14 protein-coding genes are annotated in these 19,016 nt (G+C 73.4%); 12 read left to right on the plus strand and 2 right to left on the minus strand.

What is annotated here, in order from left to right; all coding sequences use genetic code 11:
* Positions 1-364: 364 nt before the first annotated feature.
* From ACIRFH_RS21510 to ACIRFH_RS21545, 8 genes are all read left to right on the plus strand, one after another.
* Positions 365-1,759 (plus strand): ABC transporter substrate-binding protein, encoded by a 1,395-nt coding sequence (locus tag ACIRFH_RS21510; protein ID WP_403523036.1) that lies wholly within the window; start codon positions 365-367, stop codon positions 1,757-1,759.
* A gap of 4 nt (positions 1,760-1,763) precedes the next feature.
* Entirely contained in the window at positions 1,764-3,110 is a 1,347-nt protein-coding gene (locus ACIRFH_RS21515) for a carbohydrate ABC transporter permease (protein ID WP_403523038.1), read from the plus strand.
* A 91-nt stretch (positions 3,111-3,201) separates the two neighbouring features.
* Positions 3,202-4,119: a carbohydrate ABC transporter permease gene (locus ACIRFH_RS21520; protein WP_403523041.1), complete on the plus strand. Its 918-nt coding sequence runs from the start codon at positions 3,202-3,204 to the stop codon at positions 4,117-4,119.
* Positions 4,120-4,273: 154 nt separating this feature from the next.
* Positions 4,274-6,538 carry a CDP-glycerol glycerophosphotransferase family protein gene (locus tag ACIRFH_RS21525; RefSeq protein WP_403523043.1) on the plus strand — a complete coding sequence of 755 codons (2,265 nt, stop codon included), beginning with the start codon at positions 4,274-4,276 and terminating at the stop codon, positions 6,536-6,538.
* A gap of 169 nt (positions 6,539-6,707) precedes the next feature.
* Positions 6,708-8,951, plus strand: coding sequence for a CDP-glycerol glycerophosphotransferase family protein (locus ACIRFH_RS21530; protein WP_403523046.1), 2,244 nt, complete (start codon positions 6,708-6,710; stop codon positions 8,949-8,951).
* Positions 8,952-8,958: 7 nt separating this feature from the next.
* Positions 8,959-11,190 (plus strand): CDP-glycerol glycerophosphotransferase family protein, encoded by a 2,232-nt coding sequence (locus tag ACIRFH_RS21535; RefSeq protein WP_403523049.1) that lies wholly within the window; start codon positions 8,959-8,961, stop codon positions 11,188-11,190.
* Positions 11,187-12,464, plus strand: coding sequence for a hypothetical protein (locus ACIRFH_RS21540; RefSeq protein ID WP_403523053.1), 1,278 nt, complete (start codon positions 11,187-11,189; stop codon positions 12,462-12,464). Before ACIRFH_RS21535 ends, ACIRFH_RS21540 begins: the two co-directional genes overlap by 4 nt.
* A gap of 97 nt (positions 12,465-12,561) precedes the next feature.
* A complete protein-coding gene (locus ACIRFH_RS21545; protein ID WP_403523056.1) occupies positions 12,562-14,118 on the plus strand; it encodes a hypothetical protein in 1,557 nt (518 codons plus the stop codon).
* 15 nt (positions 14,119-14,133) lie between these two features.
* On the opposite strand, the gene ACIRFH_RS21550 is transcribed toward ACIRFH_RS21545, so the two are convergent.
* Entirely contained in the window at positions 14,134-14,547 is a 414-nt protein-coding gene (locus ACIRFH_RS21550; RefSeq protein ID WP_403523059.1) for an organic hydroperoxide resistance protein, read from the minus strand.
* A gap of 123 nt (positions 14,548-14,670) precedes the next feature.
* Between ACIRFH_RS21550 and ACIRFH_RS21555 the strand changes: the two genes are divergently transcribed.
* Both ACIRFH_RS21555 and galE read left to right on the plus strand, forming a co-directional pair.
* The gene (locus ACIRFH_RS21555) at positions 14,671-15,159 is read left to right on the plus strand and encodes a MarR family winged helix-turn-helix transcriptional regulator (RefSeq protein WP_403523062.1); all 489 of its coding nucleotides are present in this window, start codon (positions 14,671-14,673) and stop codon (positions 15,157-15,159) included.
* Between the two features lie 141 nt (positions 15,160-15,300).
* Positions 15,301-16,281 (plus strand): UDP-glucose 4-epimerase GalE, encoded by a 981-nt coding sequence (gene galE, locus ACIRFH_RS21560; RefSeq protein WP_403523065.1) that lies wholly within the window; start codon positions 15,301-15,303, stop codon positions 16,279-16,281.
* Positions 16,282-16,448: 167 nt separating this feature from the next.
* Here galE and ACIRFH_RS21565 read toward each other — a convergent pair whose 3' ends face one another.
* Positions 16,449-17,093: a TetR/AcrR family transcriptional regulator gene (locus tag ACIRFH_RS21565; RefSeq protein WP_403523068.1), complete on the minus strand. Its 645-nt coding sequence runs from the start codon at positions 17,091-17,093 to the stop codon at positions 16,449-16,451.
* Between the two features lie 179 nt (positions 17,094-17,272).
* Here ACIRFH_RS21565 and ACIRFH_RS21570 point away from each other — a divergent pair, with 179 nt between their 5' ends.
* Together ACIRFH_RS21570 and ACIRFH_RS21575 are read left to right on the plus strand one after the other, a co-directional pair.
* A complete protein-coding gene (locus ACIRFH_RS21570; RefSeq protein ID WP_403523071.1) occupies positions 17,273-18,199 on the plus strand; it encodes an ABC transporter permease in 927 nt (308 codons plus the stop codon).
* Complete coding sequence (locus tag ACIRFH_RS21575) at positions 18,192-18,995, plus strand: ABC transporter ATP-binding protein (RefSeq protein ID WP_403523074.1); 804 nt, start codon at positions 18,192-18,194, stop codon at positions 18,993-18,995. Before ACIRFH_RS21570 ends, ACIRFH_RS21575 begins: the two co-directional genes overlap by 8 nt.
* The last annotated feature ends 21 nt before the right edge of the window (positions 18,996-19,016 follow it).

Genomic DNA, 19,016 nt, shown 5'->3' on the forward strand with positions numbered 1-19,016 from the left:
GCCCGAGGCCGGGCACACGGATCGGTCCTACCGCCCGGGGCCGGGCACGCGGGCCCTGCGCCGCGGGGGCCTCCCCCAGGGGGACCCGGGCCACCCACCCGTGCCGACCGGAGGGCTTCCCACACCTCCCCGCCATCGACGGAGGCCCAACTCCCCGCAGATCGCGGTGACATGAGGCGACCGCCCGTCGGCCACGGCGGCGCGGGGCTCCGCCGGCCCCGGGGCATGGGGGGCGAGTCACGACGCGATTACGATCTTCGGTCCCACCCCGGAGGCGCTCTTGCCGCCCTCACCCCCCTGACGTACACCAGAGCGCACGGGACAGCGCCGGACGTTCGACGAGGAACGAAGAACGGGGCAAGTGATGCGCACGAGCAGCACCATGCGGACACGCAGCGCCGCGAAGAGGACCACGAGGGCCGCCGCCGCACTGGCCGCGGGAGCCCTCGCGCTCTCGCTCACCGCGTGCGGCGGCGACGACGACAGCGGCGGTGACGACAAGGAGAGTCAGGGCAGCGGCACCGAGAAGCCCGCCACCCTCACCCTTCCCCGGCTGAACGGCGAGACCCTGGAGGTCGCCGCCGTCTGGACCGGCTCCGAGCAGAAGAACTTCAAGAAGGTCCTCGCCGAGTTCGAGAAGCGCACCGGCGCCAAGGTGACCTTCGTGCCGGCCCAGGACCCGATCATCAACTTCCTCGGCTCCAAGATCGCGGGCGGCGCCCCGCCGGACGTGGCGATGCTGCCGCAGCCCGGCGCCATCAAACAGGCCGTCGACAAGGGCTGGGCCAAACCGCTGGGCGCCGAGGCCACCAAGGAGCTGCAGAAGAACTACTCGCAGGGCTGGCAGGACATCGGCAAGGTCGGCGGCAAGCAGTACGGCGTCTACTACAAGGCCGCCAACAAGTCCCTGATCTGGTACAACGCGAAGACCTTCGAGAACGCGGGCGCCTCCGAGCCCAAGACCTGGGACGAGCTCCTCACCACCGCCCAGACGGTCTACGACTCGGGCGTCACGCCGTTCTCCGTGGGCGGCGCGGACGGCTGGACGCTCACCGACTGGTTCGAGAACGTCTACCTCTCGCAGGCGGGCCCGGAGAAGTACGACCAGCTGGCCAAGCACGAGATCAAGTGGACGGACCCCTCCGTGAAGGAGGCCCTGACCACGCTCGCTCAGGTCTGGGGCAAGAAGGACTACCTCGCGGGCGGCGCGTCCGGCGCGCTGCAGACGGAGTTCCCGGCCTCGGTGACGCAGACCTTCACCGGCGGCGACCAGCCCAAGGCGGGCATGGTCTACGAGGGCGACTTCGCGCAGGTCAACATCGGTGATACGAAGGCGAAGGTCGGCACGGACGCGAAGGTGTTCCCGTTCCCGGCCGTCGGCGACACCGCGCCGGTGGTCTCCGGCGGCGACGCGGCCGTGATCCTGAAGGACTCGAAGGCGGCGCAGGCGCTGGCCACCTTCCTGGCCTCCCCGGACGCCGCGGCGGTCCACGCGAAGCTCGGCGGCTACCTCTCGCCGAACAGGAACCTGGACACGTCGGCGTACCCGAACGACGTGCAGAAGAAGATCGCCGAGGCCCTGATCGCGGCCGGTGACGACTTCCGCTTCGACATGTCGGACCAGGCCCCGCAGGCCTTCGGCGGCACGCCCGGCAAGGGCGAGTGGAAGGCGCTGCAGGACTTCCTGAAGAACCCGAAGGACGTCGCGGGCGCACAGGCGAAGCTGGAGGCGGACGCGGCCGCCGCCTACGGGGGCTGACGCGATGACGTCGGCCACGGCGGCGGGGGCCGCACCGGCCCCCGCCGCCCCCAAGTCGCGCAAGAGCGTGACCGGCACCCGCCGGACGGTGGCGGCCCTGTTCCTGCTGCCCGCCCTGGTGCTGCTCGGCGCGCTCGTGGTCTACCCGATCGGGTACTCGCTGATCCGCAGCTTCTACGACCAGTCCGGCGACTCCTTCGCCGGATTCGACAACTACGAGGCCCTGTTCACCGACGACGGCATCCGCACCGCCCTGAAGAACAACGTCATCTGGGTGGTGTTCGCGCCCACGGTCGCCACCGCGCTCGGCCTGGTCTTCGCGGTGCTGACCGAACGGGTGCGGTGGGGAACGGCGTTCAAGCTGGTCGTCTTCATGCCGATGGCGATCTCGATGCTGGCCGCCGGGATCATCTTCCGCCTGGTGTACGACCAGGCGCCGGAGAAGGGCGTCGCGAACGCGGTGTGGGTGGGGGTGCACGACACCTTCGCCGAGTCGTCGGCGTTCCCGAAGGCGCACCCGGGCCGCGAGTCGCCGCTGAAGCCGGCCGGCGGGGGCGCGTTCGTCACCAGGCAGCCGGTCAGCGCGGGCCAGGTCGTCACGCTCCCGCTCGTCGGGGTGGCCCCCGACCAGATGCCGGACGGCGCCAAGAAGGCCGCGCCCGCCCGACCCGAGGACGGGAAGGTCACCGGCACCACCTGGCAGGACTTCACCCGCGGCAAGGGCGTCGGGAAGCTCAACGGCGTCGACGCCGCCGAGCTGGGCTATGCCGGGATGAAGATCGAGGCCGTCAAGGACGGCAAGGTCGTCGCGAAGACGAAGGCCGCCGGCGACGGCACGTTCACGCTGCCCGCCGCGGCCGACGGGGCACTGCTCAGGCTGCCCGCCGACAACTTCAAGGAGCCCTACAACGGCCTGGACTGGCTCGGCCCCTCGCTGGTCACCCCGGCCATCATCGGGTCGTACGTGTGGATGTGGGCGGGCTTCGCGATGGTGCTGATCGCGGCCGGGCTGGCGGGCGTGCCCCGGGAGCTCCTGGAGGCCGCCCGGGTGGACGGCGCCAACGAGTGGCAGGTCTTCCGGCGGGTCACGGTGCCGCTCCTCGCGCCAGTCCTCGCGGTCGTGGTCGTCACGCTGATGATCAATGTGCTGAAGGTGTTCGACCTGGTCTTCATCATCGCCCCCGGTTCCTCCCAGGACGACGCGAACGTGCTCGCCCTGGAGCTGTACCGCAAGGGCTTCGCCTCGGACCAGCCGGGCATCGCCAGCGCCATCGCGGTGTTCCTGCTGCTCCTGGTCATCCCGGTGATGTGGTTCAACGTGCGGCGGCTGCGGCGGGAGGTGCGGCGATGACAGGACGTCCGCCGTGTGACGGCTGGGGGTCCGGGGGTCGTCCCCCGGGAGGACGCGGTAACGTGCGGCGGCTGCGGCGGGAGGTGCGGCGATGACCGCGGACGCGGGTTCTCTCACCAAGGCGGCCGCCGAACCGCCCGAGACCGTCGTGAAGGCGAGGCCGTCGCTGGGTTCGCGGCTCGCCGAGGGCGTCAGCGGCGGTCTGGTCCGGGTGTTCCTGATCGTGGTGGGCCTGTTCTGGCTCGTCCCGACGATCGGCCTGCTGCTGTCCTCGCTGCGCACCCCGGAGGACATGGCGGCCAGCGGCTGGTGGAAGGTCCTCACCGAGCCGTCGCAGCTCACCTTCCAGAGCTACGAGGAGCTGCTGAAGAACGGCGACATCACCTCGTCCCTCCTCAACACCGTGCTGATCACGGTCCCGGCGACGGTCCTGGTCGTCGTCATCGGCTCGCTCGCGGCGTACGCGTTCGCGTGGATGGACTTCCCGGGCCGCGACTGGTGGTTCCTGGCCGTGGTCGGGCTGCTGGTCGTCCCCGTCCAGGTGGCGCTGATCCCGATCGCCGAACTCTTCGGCAAGATCGGCCTGTTCGGCTCGATCGTGGGCGTGATCCTGTTCCACGTCGGCTTCGGGCTGCCGTTCGCGGTGTTCCTGCTGCGGAACTTCTTCGCGGAGATCCCGCGGGAGCTGCTGGAGGCGGCCCGGCTCGACGGCGCGGGCGAACTGCGGCTGTTCGCCCGGGTGGTGATGCCGCTCGGCGGGCCCGCGATCGCGAGCCTCGGCATCTTCCAGTTCCTGTGGGTGTGGAACGACATGCTGGTCGCGCTGATCTTCTCGGACTCCGGGAACCAGCCGGTCACGGTCGCCCTCCAGACGCAGGTACGGCAGTTCGGCAACAACATCGACGTGCTGGCGCCGGGCGCGTTCATCTCCATGGTGATCCCGCTGGCCGTGTTCTTCGCGTTCCAGCGGCAGTTCGTCTCCGGCGTGATGGCGGGCGCCGTCAAGTAGCCGCCGCCGCTTCACCCTTCAGGGGGCGGGCCGGAAAACCGGCCCGCCCCCTTCTACGCGCGCGCGAGGCCCCCGATTGCCGCAGGGGCCGTAACCAATGGGCTCCGTCGGCCGTTGCCGGGCCGAACGCCCGCGCCGACCCATGGATGTCCCCGTGCCCCGGTTCAGTGTCATCGTCCCCGCGTACCAGGTTCAGGCGTATCTGCACGAATGCCTGGACTCGGTGCTGTCCCAGTCGTACCCGGATCTCGAGCTGATCGTGGTCGACGACTGCTCGCCGGACGCCTGCGGCGAGATCGCCGACGAGTTCGCCGCACGCGACCCGCGGGTGCGGGCCGTGCACCTGCCCCGCAACGAGGGCCTGGGCCCGGCCCGCAACGCCGGGACGGAGCGGGCGACCGGGGACTACCTGGTCTTCCTCGACGGCGACGACACCCTCACCCCGGACGCGCTGCGGAGCATCGCCGACCGGATCAAGGAGACCGGCGAGCCCGACGTCCTGGTCTACGACTACGCCCGCACGTACGTGACCGGCGAGACGGTCCGCAACCGGGCCGCGGCGCACCTCCGCGAGCAGGGCCCGGCACCGTTCCGGCTGGCCGACCGGCCGGGGCTGATCGAGCTGCTGATGGTGGCCTGGAACAAGGCCGTGCGGCGGGAGTTCGCCGAGCGCGAGGGCTTCGCCTTCCCGCCCGGCCACTACGAGGACACCCCGTGGTCGTACCCGGTGCTGATGGCCGCGGAGTCGATCGCCACCCTGGACCGGGTCTGCGTCCACTACCGGCAGCGCCGCCGGGGCAGCATCCTGCACACCCCGAGCGCACGCCACCTCGACGTCTTCGCCCAGTACGACCGGCTCTTCGCCTACGTCGAGTCCGACCCGGAGCTGGCCCGCTGGCGGCCGGTGCTGTTCCGCCGCATGGCCGACCACCTAGCGACGGTGTTCACCCGTCCCGACCGCCTCCCGCCCTCCCTGCGCGCGGAGTTCGTGCGCCGGGCCCGCGTCCACTGCCGCCGCTACCGCGTCCCCGGCGCCCCCGTCCCGCCGGCCGCCCGGCTGCGCCACGCCCTGCTCCGCCTGGGCCTGCGCCGCACCTACGGGGCCCTGCGACTGGTGTCGGCCCTGCGCCGCCGGACGCTGAAGGGCTCCACCGCGCTGCTGGGGACGGCGCGCGCCGCCGCCCTGCGGCTGCACTACCGGATCCAGCGCCGCCTCCCCCTGCGCGCCGACCGCGCCGTCTTCGCCGCCGACGGCGGCCGGGGGTACGGCGGCGACCCGGGTGCGCTGGAGGAGGCGTTCCGCAGCTTCGCGCCGCACGTCCGCACCGCGTGGGCCGCCGATCCCGCGCACCACCACACGGTCCCGACCGGCACCCGCCGGCTGACCCCGGGCACGGCCGCGTACTGGACGGCGCTGGCCCGCTCCCGGTACCTGGTGCACCACACCGGTCTCGACGCGGGCCTCGTCAAGCGCCGGGGGCAGGTGGTGATCCAGACGCAGGCCGGGACGCCCCTGCGGCACCTGGGCCTGGACCTGCGGGAGCACCCGGCCGCCGACCGCGGCACCGACGTCGGCCGGCTCCTGGAGACCGCGGACACCTGGGACCACGTGGTCTCCGCGAACCGCCACTCCACCCTCACCTGGGAGCGCGTGTACCCCGGCCGCTACACCACGCTGGAGTACGGCAGGCCGCGCACCGACGTGTTCCAGCGGGCGACGGCGGCCGACGTGGCCCGGCTGCGCGAGACGCTCGGCATCCCCGAGGGCACCGTCGCGCTCCTGTACGCGCCCGCGTACCGCGACTACCGCCGCACCCAGCGCGCGGGCCTCGACCTGGAGGACCTCGTCACCCGTCTCGGTCCCCGGTTCATGGTGCTGGCCCGCGCCCACCCCCGGCACGGCGGCCCGCTCACCACCGCCCGCCACGACCGGATCGTCGACGTCACCGGCCACCCGAGCGTGGAGAAGCTGTGCCTCGCCTCCGACGCGCTGATCACCGACTTCTCGGAGCTGATGTTCGACTACGCGGCTCTGGACCGGCCGATCGTGATCCACGCCGACGAACCGGAGGTCTTCGAGGCGGTCTGCGGCACCTACGTCGACCTCCGCTCCTCCCCGCCGGGCGCGGTGGCGTGCGACGCGGACGAGCTGGTCGGCGTCCTCGCCGGCGGCCAGTGGTGCGGCCCGCGGTCCGACCGGCTCAGGGCCGCTTTCCGGGAGCGGTTCTGCCCGTACGACGACGGCCGCGTCGCCGAACGCGTCGTCCGCCGCGTCGTGCTCGGGGAAACGGACCTCCCGCCGGTCGTGCCGCTCGCCGAACGGCACCCCGCCCCGTCGGCCGCCGCGGCCCTCTCGCGGCCCCCGCTGGCCACCGTGCCGCAACCCGCCGGGCCCCGCACCGTCACCGACAGCCTCTGACCGCCGTTTGTCCACTGGGAGTCCGCATGCCCCGCAGCTCCTCGCGGCCCACCCCGACCCGGCCGCCCGCCCGGCCGCCCGCCCGGCGGCCGACCGGACGGCCGGGCCGCCGGACGGCCCGGGCGGCGGAGGGCTCCCGACGGACCAGGACAACGAGAGAAAGAGCAGTATGCCCCGCTTCAGCATCATCGTCCCGTCCCATGGGGTCGCAGGGCGGCTGTCCCAGGCGCTGGACTCGGTCCTCGCCCAGTCCTTCGGCGACTTCGAGCTGATCCCCGTCTGCGACGGCCCGGACTGCGCCGCCGCGGACATCGCCGCCGACCGCGCCGCGCGGGACTCCCGGGTGGCGCCCGTGCACTCGCCGCCGTCGGCGGGCCCGGCCGGGGCGCGCAACACCGGGGCGCGGGCGGCGACCGGCACCTATCTGCTGTTCCTCGACGGCGACGACGTCCTGGTACCGGGCGCGCTGGCGGCGCTGGACGCGCGGCTGGCCGAGACCGACGGCGGCCCCTGCGGCCCCTGCGGCCCCTGCGGCCCCTGCGTCGATGTTCTGTACTTCGAGCACGAGCGCGTCCCCTGGTGGGAAGGCGAACCGGTCAACCCGGCCGCCCCGCTGCTGGCGAAGGCGCCGGCCGGGGCCTTCGCCCCCGGCCGCGCCCCGCACCTGACCGGCGTGCAGCTGCCCGCGTGGAGCGCCGTCTACCGCCGCGCCTTCCTCGCCGAACGGCGGCTGGAGTTCCCCGCCGGGCACTACACGGACATCGGCTTCGCCACCCGGGCCGCGGCGGACGCCGACCGCATGGCGGTGCTGCGCTCCGTCGTCGTACGGCACCTGGTGCGGCGCCAGGGCAGCCGGCTGAACCAGCCCGGCGAGCACCACGCCGAACTGCTGGACCAGGCCGAGCTGGCGCTCGCGTACGCCGCCGGGCGGGGGCTGCCGGCCGAGCGGCGCGGACCGCTGTTCGAGCAGCTGTTCGCCCTGATCCTGAAGACGGCCACCCACCCGAGACGGCTGACCCGGGGACGCCGCGCCTTCTTCCGCCGGGCGAGCCGCCTGTACCGGCGCCACCGTCCCGCCGGTTTCCGCACGCCGGGCGGCCGGCTCGGCGTGCAGCACCGGCTGCTGGCGTCCGGGTCGTACACGGCGTTCCGCGCCCTGCGGGCCGCCAACCGCGCGGCGGGCGGGATCCTCGCCCGGCTGCCCCGTCCACGGGGCCTGCGCACCCGCCTGCGGTACCGGCGCCTGCTGCGCCGTCCGCTGGACCCGCATCTCGTCGTGTACTGCGCCTACTGGGGCCGCGGTTACGCCTGCAACCCGGCCGCGATCCACGCCAAGGCCCGCGAACTCGCCCCGCACCTGCGCGGTGTGTTCCTGGTCGAGGCCGGCCAGGAACACACCGTGCCGAAGGACGTCGAGCACGCCGTCATCGGCAGTCGGCGCTACTGGGAGGCGCTGGCCCGCGCCAAGTACCTCGTGAACAACGCCAACTTCGCCGAGGGCGTCGTCAAGCGCCCCGGCAGCGTGCACCTGCAGACGCAGCACGGCACCCCGCTGAAGACGATGGGCGTGGACCAGTCGACGTACCCGGTGGTGGCGGCGGCCAGCGGCAGCTTCGCCAAGCTGCTGGGCCGCGTGGACCGCTGGGACTACAACCTGTCCTCCAACCGCCACTCCACCCAGATGTGGGAGCGCGCCTTCCCCGGCTCGTACGAGCACCTGGAGTACGGCTATCCGCGCAACGACGTCTACTACACGGCGACCGCCGACGACGTCGCCCGCGTCCGGCGCGAACTGGGCGTGCCCGAGGGGAGGACGGCCGTCCTGTACGCGCCCACGCACCGCGACCACGCGAGCGGGTTCGGCGCGGGCGGCCTGGACCTGGAGGCGTTCTGCGAGGCGGCCGGCGAGGACGTGGTGGTGCTGCTGCGCGCCCACTACTTCTACGACCGGGGCACGCGCCGGGAGGCGTCCGACCGGATCATCGACGTCACCGGGCACCGCTCCTCCGAGGACGTGTGCCTGGCCGCCGACGCGCTGATCACCGACTACTCGTCGATCATGTTCGACTACGCCAACCTCGACCGGCCGATCGTCGTGTACGCCGACGACTGGGACGTGTACCGGGAGACCCGCGGCGTCTACTTCGACCTGACCGCGGCGCCGCCCGGTCCGGTGGTCCACACGCCCGAGGAACTGGCCCGCGTCTTCCGCGACGGCTCGTACGCGGACGCCGGGTCGGCGGCGCTGCGGGCGGCGTTCCGGGAGCGGTTCTGCGAGTTCGACGACGGCCGGGCCGCCGAGCGCGTGGTGCGCCGGGTGCTGCTCGGCGAGCCGCCGGAGGCGATCGCGCCCGTGGCCCCGCTCGCCGAGCGCGTCCCGGCCCCCGCCGCCGCCACCCTCGTAAGGAGCTGACCCCGCAGTGCCCCGCTTCAGCGTCATCATCCCCTGCTACAAGGTGCAGGGCTTCCTGCGCGAGTGCCTCGACTCGGTCCTGGACCAGTCCTACCGGGACATCGAGGTGATCGCCGTGGACGACTGCTCGCCGGACGGCTGCGGCGCCGTCCTCGACGAGTACGCGGCCCGCGACGACCGGATGCGCGTGCTGCACCTGGAGGAGAACGTCGGCCTCGGCCGGGCCCGCAACGCCGGGATGCCGCACGCCACCGGCGACTACCTGTTCTTCCTGGACAGCGACGACACCCTCACCCCGGGCGCCCTGCGCGCGATGGCCGACCGGCTCGCGGAGACGGACGACCCGGACGTCCTGGTCTTCGACTACGCGCGCACCTACTGGTGGGGCGGCACCCGCCGCAACGTCCTCGCCCGCGTCCTCGCGGAGGCCGGCGACGGCACCTTCACGGCCGCCGAGCGCCCGGAGATCCTCGACCTGCTGATGGTGGTGTGGAACAAGGTCTACCGGCGCGACTTCACCGAGCGCGAGGGCTTCACCTTCCCGCCCGGCTACTACGAGGACACGCCCTGGACGTTCCCGGTGATGTTCAGCGCCGGGCGGATCGCCGCGCTGGACCGGATCTGCCTCAACTACCGGCAGCGGCGCAGCGGCAACATCCTGTCCACCACCAGCCGCAAGCACTTCGACATCCACGAGCAGTACGAGCGGGTCTTCGCGTTCGTCGACGCCCGGCCCGAACTGGCCCGCTGGCGGCCGTTCCTGCACGCCAAGATGGGCGAGCACTGCCTGGACATCCTGTCCAAGCCGGACCGGCTGCCCCCGTCCGACAAGGCCGAGTTCTTCCGCCGCACCGCCGAGATGTTCCGCGCCCACCGTCCGGAGGGCGTCCCGGTCCCGCCCGGACTGCGGGTGCTGGAACAGGGGTACCCGGCGTACCGGCTGCGGCGGCGGTCCGGGCGGGCGGGCCGGGAACTGGTGCGGCGGACGCGGCAGGCGGGCGGCGCCGCCGCCGGGCGCCTGGGCCGGGTCCGCTCCGCGGTGAACACCCGCCGCCCCCTGGACCCGGACCTCGCCGTGTACTCGGCGTTCTCCCACCGGGGCGTGCTCGGCGACCCCGCGGCGATCTACCACAAGGCCCGTGAGATCGCGCCGCACCTGCGTGGGGTGTGGGTGGTGCGCGACGAGGAGGACGCGCGGTCGCTGCCGCCGGACACGGAGCACGTGCTCCTGGGCAGCGCGGCCTACCGCCGGGTGACCGAGCGGGCCACCTACTTCGTCAACAACGTCAACTGGCCCGGCGCCCTGGCCAAGCGCCCCGGCAGCGTCCACATCCACACCCACCAGGGCACCCCGCTGAAGTTCATGGGCGCCGACCTGCTGGACAAGCCGGGCGCCCGGCTCGGCCTGGACGTGCCGCAGATGCTGCGCCGCGCCGACCGCTGGGACTACAGCCTGGTCGCCAACCGGCACTCGGAGCTGGCGTGGGAGCGGGCGTACCCGTGCCACTTCACGTCCGTGCGGACCGGCAGCCCGCGCAACGACGTCCTGGTCGGCGCCGGTCCCGAGCGCGGCCGCCGGGTCCGCGAGCGGCTCGGGGTGCCCGAGGGCCACACGGTGGTGCTGTACGCGCCGACCCGCCGCGACTACCGGCGGGGCGGGCACGTCGACCGGATCGACCTGGCCCGCCTCGCCGCCGACCTCGGCGAGGACCACACCCTGGTGGTCCGGCTGCACCCCTCGCTCGCCACCGGTCCCGCCCGCGGCATGGGCCTGTCCGAGCTGCACCGGCGGGGCGTGGTCGTCGACGCGACGGACGAGCCGCACGTCGAGGACGTGCTGCTCGCCGCCGACCTGCTGATCACCGACTACTCCGCCCTGATGTTCGACTACGCGCTCCTGGACCGGCCGATCGTGGTCCACGCCGACGACTGGGGCGCCTACCTGGCGAGCCGCGGCGCCTACTTCGACATCACCGCCGAGGCGCCGGGCCATGTGTCGCGTTCCTACCGGGAGCTGGTGTGGCTGCTGGAGTCGGGGGCGTGGCGGGACGAGGAGTCGGCGCGGCTGCGGTCCGCGTTCCGGGCGCGGTTCGGCGAGTACGACGACGGGCGGGCCGCCGAGCGGGTCGTCCGGACGCTGATGCTGGGCGAGGTGATGCCTGCACCGGTGCCGGCGGTCACCATTCCCGCCGCCCGCGCCGTCCCCGCGGGCGACCACGACCAGCTCACGCTCTCGTGAGGCCGCGCACCTGGGTGCTGGTGCTGGCCACGGTGTTCGCCGTGCTCCAGCTCGCGAACGTCACCGGCCGGGACACGCCCGACACCAGGAACTACCTGGCGTACGCCCTGAGCCTGTCCGGCGAGAGCAAGCGCGACGCGGCGGCGGCCACCATCGACTACGTGTGCGCGAGCCGGGCGTCGGCGGCCCGCCGCGACCAGAGCGTGCACGTGGTCCGCTTCCACCGCCCCGACCCGACCGACCGGGTCGTGGCGGACTGCCGGGCGCGGGAGTGGGGGACGGTGGAGCCGCGGCTGGCGGCCGGGCAGACCGGCGGACACACCGTGCCGTACATGCCGGAGCGCTTCATGCGGATCTTCGAGGTGCGGCCCGGCTATCCGGCGTTCCTGGTGCCGTTCGTCACCGCGTTCGGGGTGGTGTGGGGGCTGTGGGCGGCGAGCGTGGTCATCGCGTGCGCCGGCGGCGTCCTCGCCTTCCTGGTGCTGCGCACGCTGTCCGTGCCGGTGCCGCTCGCGCTGACCGGGCAGGCCCTGTACTACGTGCTGCCGAGCGGCACCACCGCCATGCGCCCGATGGCCGAGGGGCTGCTGATGGCGCTGACCCTGGCGGCGGTGTGGGGCTGTGCGCTGGTGCTGCGGGCGGGGCGCGAGCGGGCGGGCCTCGCCCTGGTCGCCGGGGCGCTGCTCGCGCTGTTCGCGGTCAAGCACTCCCAGGCGCTGTTCCTCGGGCTGTGTCTGGCGGTGGCCGGCACGGCGGTCGCCCTGCGGCGGCACCGGCGGGGCCTGCCACCGGGCCGGGACGTGCTGAGGCTCGCGACGGTGGGGCTGGCCGGGGTGCTCGTCACGGTGACGCTGGCCCGGCTGCTGCACTACCCGTCCGCGTCCGACAGCCTTCAGGACCTGCTCACCGGCCACTTCGCGCGGCCGGACCGGGAGCGTCCGTGGCCGGAGTTCTGGCAGTTGCAGGGCAACTTCTGGGTGGAGTGGTTGCGCCGGCAGGCGTGGGAGCCGCTGTTCGCCGCGGCCCTGGGCGCCGGGGCGTGGGGCGCGCTGCGGAGGGGGCGCGCGGTCGGTGTCTTCGTGGTCGCGGCGGCGTTCACCGGGGTCCTCACCCAGGCCGCGCATCCGGACATCAACATCTGGGGCGACCGGCTGATCGTGCTGGCCTGGCTGCTGCCGGTGGTGGGCGTCCCGCTGCTGCTGGAACCGGCGCTGCGGGGCCGGGTGGCGCTGCCCGCGCAGGTGCACGCCGACCGGGCGCGCACGGCCGGCTGAACCCGGACTCACCCGTTGAGGTGAAGGGACGACAAGCCGCTGACGCCGACGGGAACATACGGCAAATGCCCCGGATGTCCCCCTCCCCTGTCGTCCAGTGAGCGCCGGTGTCCTCGCCCGGCGGACCGTGCGCGGTGCGACGGCGCTGCGCGGCGGCCCCTCCTGGCGTCCCACCCCGTACCAGGCCGGCGGCCTCCTGTTCTTCCTGGTGATGTCGCTGGCGTACTGGCGGGTGCCGCTGTGCTGCGACGCCGGCCAGCACGCGGCGGTGGTGGAACGCCTGAAGGCCGACCTGCTCCACCCGCGCCATCCGATGGCCGACCTGCCGGGCGCGGGCAGCGCCTACTACTCGCCGTACGCGGTGGCGCAGGGCCTGTCCGCCCGCCTCGCGGGGCTGGGCGGGTGGGAGGTGGTGCGGCTCGCCGGGCCGCTGAACCTGGTGGTGCTGCTGACCGGCCTGGGCCGCTTCGTGCGGGTGCTGAGCCCGCGGCCGTGGGCGCCCGTGCTGGCGCTGGGCGCGATGACCCTGCTGTGGGGCACCGACCGGGCCTGGTGGAGCGGTTACCTGGGGCTGATGTCGATGACCGGCAACCTCGGCTACCCGTCGACGTTCGCGATCGGCCTCACCTTCTGGGCCTGGGCGCTGACCGGGGCGCGGGCGCGGGACGCGCGCCGGGTGCGGTACGTGGGGCCCAGCGGGCTGCACGGCCTCGGCGGCTACGCGGGGCTGGGCGTCCTGTACGGGCTGATCCTGCTGGTCCACCCGATCACGTCGGTGGCGGCGGTGCTGGGCGGCGTGGCGCTGGTGGCCGGGTGGCAGCGCGGCCGGAGCGGGGCGGTCCTCGGGCGCTGGGCGCTGACGGGGACCGCGGCGCTGCTGTCGGCGGCCTGCTGGCCGTACTTCGACGTGTTCGCGCTGGCCGGTGACGCCAGCGTGGACGGGATGCACCGCGTCCTGTACCTGGACCTGCCCGGGGAGTTCTGGCTCGCGCTGCTCGGGCTGCCGGCGCTGTGGCTGCGCGGGCGCCGCTCGGCACGGGATCCGCTGGTGCTGATGTTCGCGCTGGACTGCGCGGTGGTGGCGTACGGCTGGTTCAGCGGCCACTACACCTACGGCAGGATCCTCGGGCTCACGCTGGTGCCGCTGCAGTTCGCGGCGGCGGTCGAGCTGGCGGCGCCCCGGCCGTGGGGGCGGTGGCGGCGGCTGCTGGGCACGGTGGTGGCCGCGGGGGCCCTGCTGGGGTTCCTCACGGTCCAGGCGGGAGCGGTGGTGCCGCGCCCGCTGGACCCGGTCGGCTTCGCGCAGCCGCCCGACTGGCCGACGTACGCGTGGGCGGCCCGGCACATCGGACCCGGCGAGGTCGTGATCACCGACGGTTACTACGCCGGTCACGCCATCGCCGGGTACGGCCCGAACCTCGCGGCGCCGGCCTGGCCGGACGCGTCGCTGGACGAGCGGGAGCGCGGGCGGCGCGTGGCCGACGTGAAGGCGTATCTCGCCCCCGGCTCGACCCGCGCCGTGCGCGCCGCCGTCGTGCGCCGCTACCACGTCCGCTGGCTGCTGCTGACGCGCTGGCAGCCGGTGCCCGAGGAGGCTGTGGTGGTGGCGTGGAGCGGGCAGACGGGGGAGGTGCTGGCTCGGGTCGGGGGATGACCCGGGCGCCGGTGCCTACTCGACGACGAGCTCGACCTCGATGTTGCCGCGGGTGGCGTTGGAGTAGGGGCAGACCTGGTGGGCCTGCTCGACCAGCTTGCGGCCGGTCTCCTCGTCCACGCCCTCGGGCAGTTCGACGCGGAGGGTGACGGCGAGCCCGTAGCCCTGGCCCTGCTTGCCGATGCTGACCTCGGCGGTCACCGCGGCGTCGCTGACGTCGACCTCGGCCTGCCGGCCGACGAGACCGAGGGCGCTGCCGAAGCAGGCGGCGTACCCGGCGGCGAACAGCTGCTCCGGGTTGGTGCCCCGTCCGTCGCCGCCCATCTCTACGGGGGCGCTGAGGGCGAGGTCCAGCTTGCCGTCGGAGCTGACGGCACGGCCGTCGCGGCCGTGGGTGGCGGTGGCGGCTGCGGTGTAGAGCGCGTCCATGGGTAAACCGTCCCTCTGTGGTGAAGCCGAAGGTGACGCCGGAGGCGGAGCGTCCGACGACTGAAGTAGAGCACACAATTAAGTTGTGCACAACTCAATACCCTTCGAGGCTACCCTGGACCCATGACCACGCCCCCTCCCCCGCTCCCGCCCGCGACGGACTGGCTCCGCCTCGACCAGCAGATCTGCTTCTCCCTGAACGCCGCCTCGCGCGCCTTCGGCGGCGTGTACCGCGCGCTGCTCAAGGAGCTGGGGCTCACGTACCCGCAGTACCTGGTGATGCTGGTGCTGTGGGAGCACGGCGAGCTGCCGGTCAAGCGGCTCGGCGAGCGGCTGCGGCTCGACTCGGGCACGCTGTCGCCCCTGCTCAAGCGGCTGGAGGCGGCCGGCCTGGTCCACCGGGAGCGCAGCGCGCGGGACGAACGGTCGGTGCGGGTGCGGCCCACGGAGGAGGGCGTCGCGCTGCGCGAGCGAGCCGCCGAGGTGCCGCGCCGGATCGCCGCGGCGACCGGGCTGGACCTCGCGGAGATCCAGGACCTGCGCTCCCGCCTCGACCGGCTCACGACGGCCCTGGACACGTACGGCCCGGACACCGCCTCCGCCCCGTCCTGAGGGGCGCGGTACCCACCGCCCGGCCGGATGGCGGATCATGGCCACCAAGGACCGTCGGGGCCGACGGGGTCCGTCGAGGGACCGGGTCCACCGAGGGACCGGGTCCACCGAACCGAGTCCACTGACGAGGGGAAGGCCGCAATGACCTGGCTGATCACCGGCGGCGCCGGATACATCGGATCGCACGTCGTCCGGGCGATGACCGAGGCGGGCGAGAAGACGGTGGTGTACGACGACCTGTCCTCCGGGGTCGCGGAACGCGTGCCCGACGGTGTGCCCCTGGTGGTGGGCTCGGTCCTGGACGGCGAGCGGGTCGCACGCGCCCTCGCGGACCACGCCGTCACCGGCGTCGTGCACCTCGCGGCGAAGAAGCAGGTCGGCGAGTCGGTGGAGCGACCGCTGCACTACTACCGCGAGAACGTCGAGGGCCTGCGCGTCCTGCTGGACGCGGTCACCGCGGCCGGCGTCCCCTCCTTCGTCCTCTCCTCCTCCGCGGCCGTGTACGGCATGCCCGACGTCGACCTGGTGACCGAGGAGACGCCGTGCGCGCCCATGTCGCCGTACGGGGAGACCAAGCTGGCCGGCGAGTGGCTGGTCCGGGCGACCGGCCGGGCGACGGGCCTGTCCACGGCGTCGCTGCGCTACTTCAACGTGGCGGGCGCGGCGAGCCCCGAGCTGGCCGACACCGGGGTCTTCAACCTGATCCCGATGGTCTTCGAGAAACTGACCCAGGGCGCCGCCCCGCGCATCTTCGGTGACGACTACGCGACGCCGGACGGCACCTGCGTCCGCGACTACATCCACGTGGTGGACCTGGCCGACGCCCATGTGGCCGCGGCCCGCGCCCTGACGGCGTCCCCGGGCCGCTCCCTCACCCTCAACATCGGCCGGGGCGAGGGCGTCTCCGTCCGGGAGATGATCGACCGCATCAACGCCCTCACCGGCCACGACCGCCCCCCGGCGGTCGCCCCGCGCCGCCCCGGCGACCCGGCGCGCGTCGTCGCCTCGTCCGACCGCGCCGCCGCGGAACTGGGCTGGAAGGCCAAGCACGACGTCCAGGACATGATCACCTCGGCCTGGGCCGGCTGGCTCCGCCTGCACCCGGAGGCGGCGAAGGCCTGAGCCGAAGCCGTCCCCCACCGCCGCTGCGGGCAGTCCCCCGGGGACGGTGGGGGTGGGGACCGGGGCCCCTCCGGGGGAGGCGCCCCGCGACGCCGGGCCGCGCCCCACCCGCCCGTCACACCCTCGCCGAGGTCACGCACCCCAGGACAACGCACCCCGCGGGACGCTCACAGCGCCTTCAGCCCCTCCGCCGTGGCCCGGGCCAACGCCCCCAGGTACCCCTTCGGCAGCTTCCCGTTCCGGACGACCACCGACCGCCAGTACAGCGGCCCGGAGATCAGGTCCAGCGCCAGATCCGCGTCGAGCCCCGCCCCGACCTCCCCCCGCTCCACCGCCGCCGCCAGGATCCGGCTGGCGACCCCGTCCTGCCCCTCCCGCAGCGTCTTCTGCAGCGCCTGCGCGATCTCGGGATTACGCGCCGCCTCCGCCTGAAGGTCCGGAATGATCTGCGAGGCCACCGGATGCCGCAGGGCGCGGGACGTCACCTCGTACAGCAGCCGCAGGTCCCCCTCGAGGGATCCGGTGTCCGGCGCGGGCAGCCCCTGCACCGCGAGCGCCGACACGATGTCGAGCACCAGGTGCAGCTTGGAACGCCAGCGCCGGTACACCGCCGTCTTGCCGACGCCCGCACGGCGCGCGATCCCCTCGATGGACATCCGCGCGTAGCCGACCGCCGCGAGTTCCTCGAAGACGGCCGCCCGGATCGCCTCCGTCACGTCCTCGCGCAGTACGGCCGCCCCGGCGGGGGCGCGGCGGCGCGGGCGCGGCCGCGGCTCGTCGGCGACGGGATCGGCGTCGGCGTTGGTCGTCATACGAGCCAAGCATAGAGGCGTTACGACGAAACGGTTGCGTTCCGACGCCGACCGGGCCTACGCTCGTCCACGTCACGACGATACGGTGCCGTCCTGACGTAAATGAACGGCCGGCCTCCCGAGGGCAAACACCGGGAGCCGCCTCGCCACCCCCCTCTCCCCGAGCGAAAGCAACGGATGTGAGCCAGGTCCTCGACACACCGCCTCCGACACCGGCCCCAGCCCCGGCCGCATCCCTCGACCTCGCGGCCCTCGCCGCCCGGCACGGTCTGTCGGTCAGCGGTGCCCGCCCCTCCCTGCCCGACTACGTCCGCCAGCTGTGGGCGCGCCGGCACTTCATCGGCGCCTTCGCCACCGCCAAGCTCACCGCCCAGTACAGCCAGGCGAAGCTGGGACAGCTGTGGCAGGTGATGACGCCGTTGCTGAACGCGGCGGTGTACTACTTCATCTTCGGCGTGCTGATGAACACCAAGCGGGGCGTGGAGGATTTCGTCCCGTTCCTGGTCACGGGCGTGTTCGTGTGGACGTTCACGCAGAGTTCGATCATGGCGGGCACCCGGGCCATCTCCGGCAACCTCGGCCTGGTGCGGGCCCTGCACTTCCCGCGGGCCGCGCTGCCGGTCTCCTTCTGCCTCCAGCAGCTCCAGCAGCTGCTGTTCTCGATGGCCGCCCTGGTCGTCATCCTGCTCGCCTTCGGCGTGCCGCCCGGCGTCTCCTGGGTGCTGACGGTGCCGGTCCTCGTGCTGCAGTTCGTGTTCAACACCGGCGTGTCGCTGATCATGGCCCGGGTGGGCGCCAAGATCCCCGACATCGCCCAGCTGATGCCGTTCCTGCTGCGCACCTGGATGTACGGCTCGGGCGTGATGTTCAGCATCGACCAGATGACCGGTCCGGACAGCGGCCTGCCGTCCTGGGTCGGCACGGTGCTCCAGCTCAACCCCGCCGCCGTCTACATCGATCTGATGCGCTTCGCCCTGATCGACAGCTTCGACGGCAGCCACCTGCCGCCCCACGTGTGGGCGCTCGCGGTGGCCTGGGCACTGGCCGCCGGGATCGGCGGCTTCCTCTACTTCTGGAAGGCCGAGGAGACCTACGGTCGTGGCTGACAACACCGGCACCGCCCAGCGGGCGGACGAACGCGCCCCCACCGTCGTCGCCGACGGCGTCGACATCGTCTACCGGGTCAACGGCACCGGTGCCGGGCGGGGCTCCGCGACGGCCGCCCTCAACCGCATCGTGCGGCGCGGCAGGGCCGAGAAGGCCGCGGGCGTGCGCCGCGTGCACGCGGTGAAGAACGTGTCGTTCGTGGCACACCGCGGCGAGGCGATCGGGCTCATCGGCACCAACGGCTCCGGCAAGTCGACCCTGCTCAAGGCGATCGCGGGCCTCCTCCCCGTGGAGAGGGGCCGCATCTTCACGGACGGCCAGCCCTCCCTGCTCGGCGTCAACGCGGCCCTGATGAACGACCTCACCGGCGAGCGCAACGTGCACCTGGGCGGTCTGGCGATGGGCATGTCCCGCGCCCAGATCAAGGAGCGGTACCAGGAGATCGTCGACTTCTCCGGCATCAACGACAAGGGCGATTTCATCACCCTGCCGATGCGCACCTACTCCTCCGGCATGGCCGCCCGGCTGCGCTTCTCCATCGCCGCCGCCAAGGACCACGACGTCCTCCTCGTCGACGAGGCCCTCGCCACCGGCGACCGCTCCTTCCAGAAGCGCTCCGAGGAACGCATCCGTGAGCTGCGCAAACACGCCGGCACCGTGTTCCTGGTCAGCCACAACAACAAGTCCATCCGCGACACCTGCGACCGGGTGCTCTGGCTGGAGCGGGGCGAGCTGCGCATGGACGGGCCGACGGACGAGGTGCTGAGGGAGTACGAGAAGTTCACGGCTCGTTAGCCGGCCGACACGAAGGCGCCC

Origin of the sequence: Streptomyces sp. NPDC093586, assembly GCF_044764905.1 — a bacterium.
GTDB lineage: Bacteria > Actinomycetota > Actinomycetes > Streptomycetales > Streptomycetaceae > Streptomyces.

What these genes read in the sequence shown, in the direction of transcription:
- ACIRFH_RS21510 (WP_403523036.1), top strand. Translation starts at nt 365, where the DNA reads ATGCGCACGAGCAGCACCATGCGGACACGCAGCGCCGCGAAGAGGACC.
- ACIRFH_RS21515 (WP_403523038.1), top strand. Translation starts at nt 1,764, where the DNA reads ATGACGTCGGCCACGGCGGCGGGGGCCGCACCGGCCCCCGCCGCCCCC.
- ACIRFH_RS21520 (WP_403523041.1), top strand. Translation starts at nt 3,202, where the DNA reads ATGACCGCGGACGCGGGTTCTCTCACCAAGGCGGCCGCCGAACCGCCC.
- ACIRFH_RS21530 (WP_403523046.1), top strand. Translation starts at nt 6,708, where the DNA reads ATGCCCCGCTTCAGCATCATCGTCCCGTCCCATGGGGTCGCAGGGCGG.
- ACIRFH_RS21550 (WP_403523059.1), bottom strand. Translation starts at nt 14,547, where the DNA reads ATGGACGCGCTCTACACCGCAGCCGCCACCGCCACCCACGGCCGCGAC.
- ACIRFH_RS21555 (WP_403523062.1), top strand. Translation starts at nt 14,671, where the DNA reads ATGACCACGCCCCCTCCCCCGCTCCCGCCCGCGACGGACTGGCTCCGC.
- galE (WP_403523065.1), top strand. Translation starts at nt 15,301, where the DNA reads ATGACCTGGCTGATCACCGGCGGCGCCGGATACATCGGATCGCACGTC.
- ACIRFH_RS21565 (WP_403523068.1), bottom strand. Translation starts at nt 17,093, where the DNA reads ATGACGACCAACGCCGACGCCGATCCCGTCGCCGACGAGCCGCGGCCG.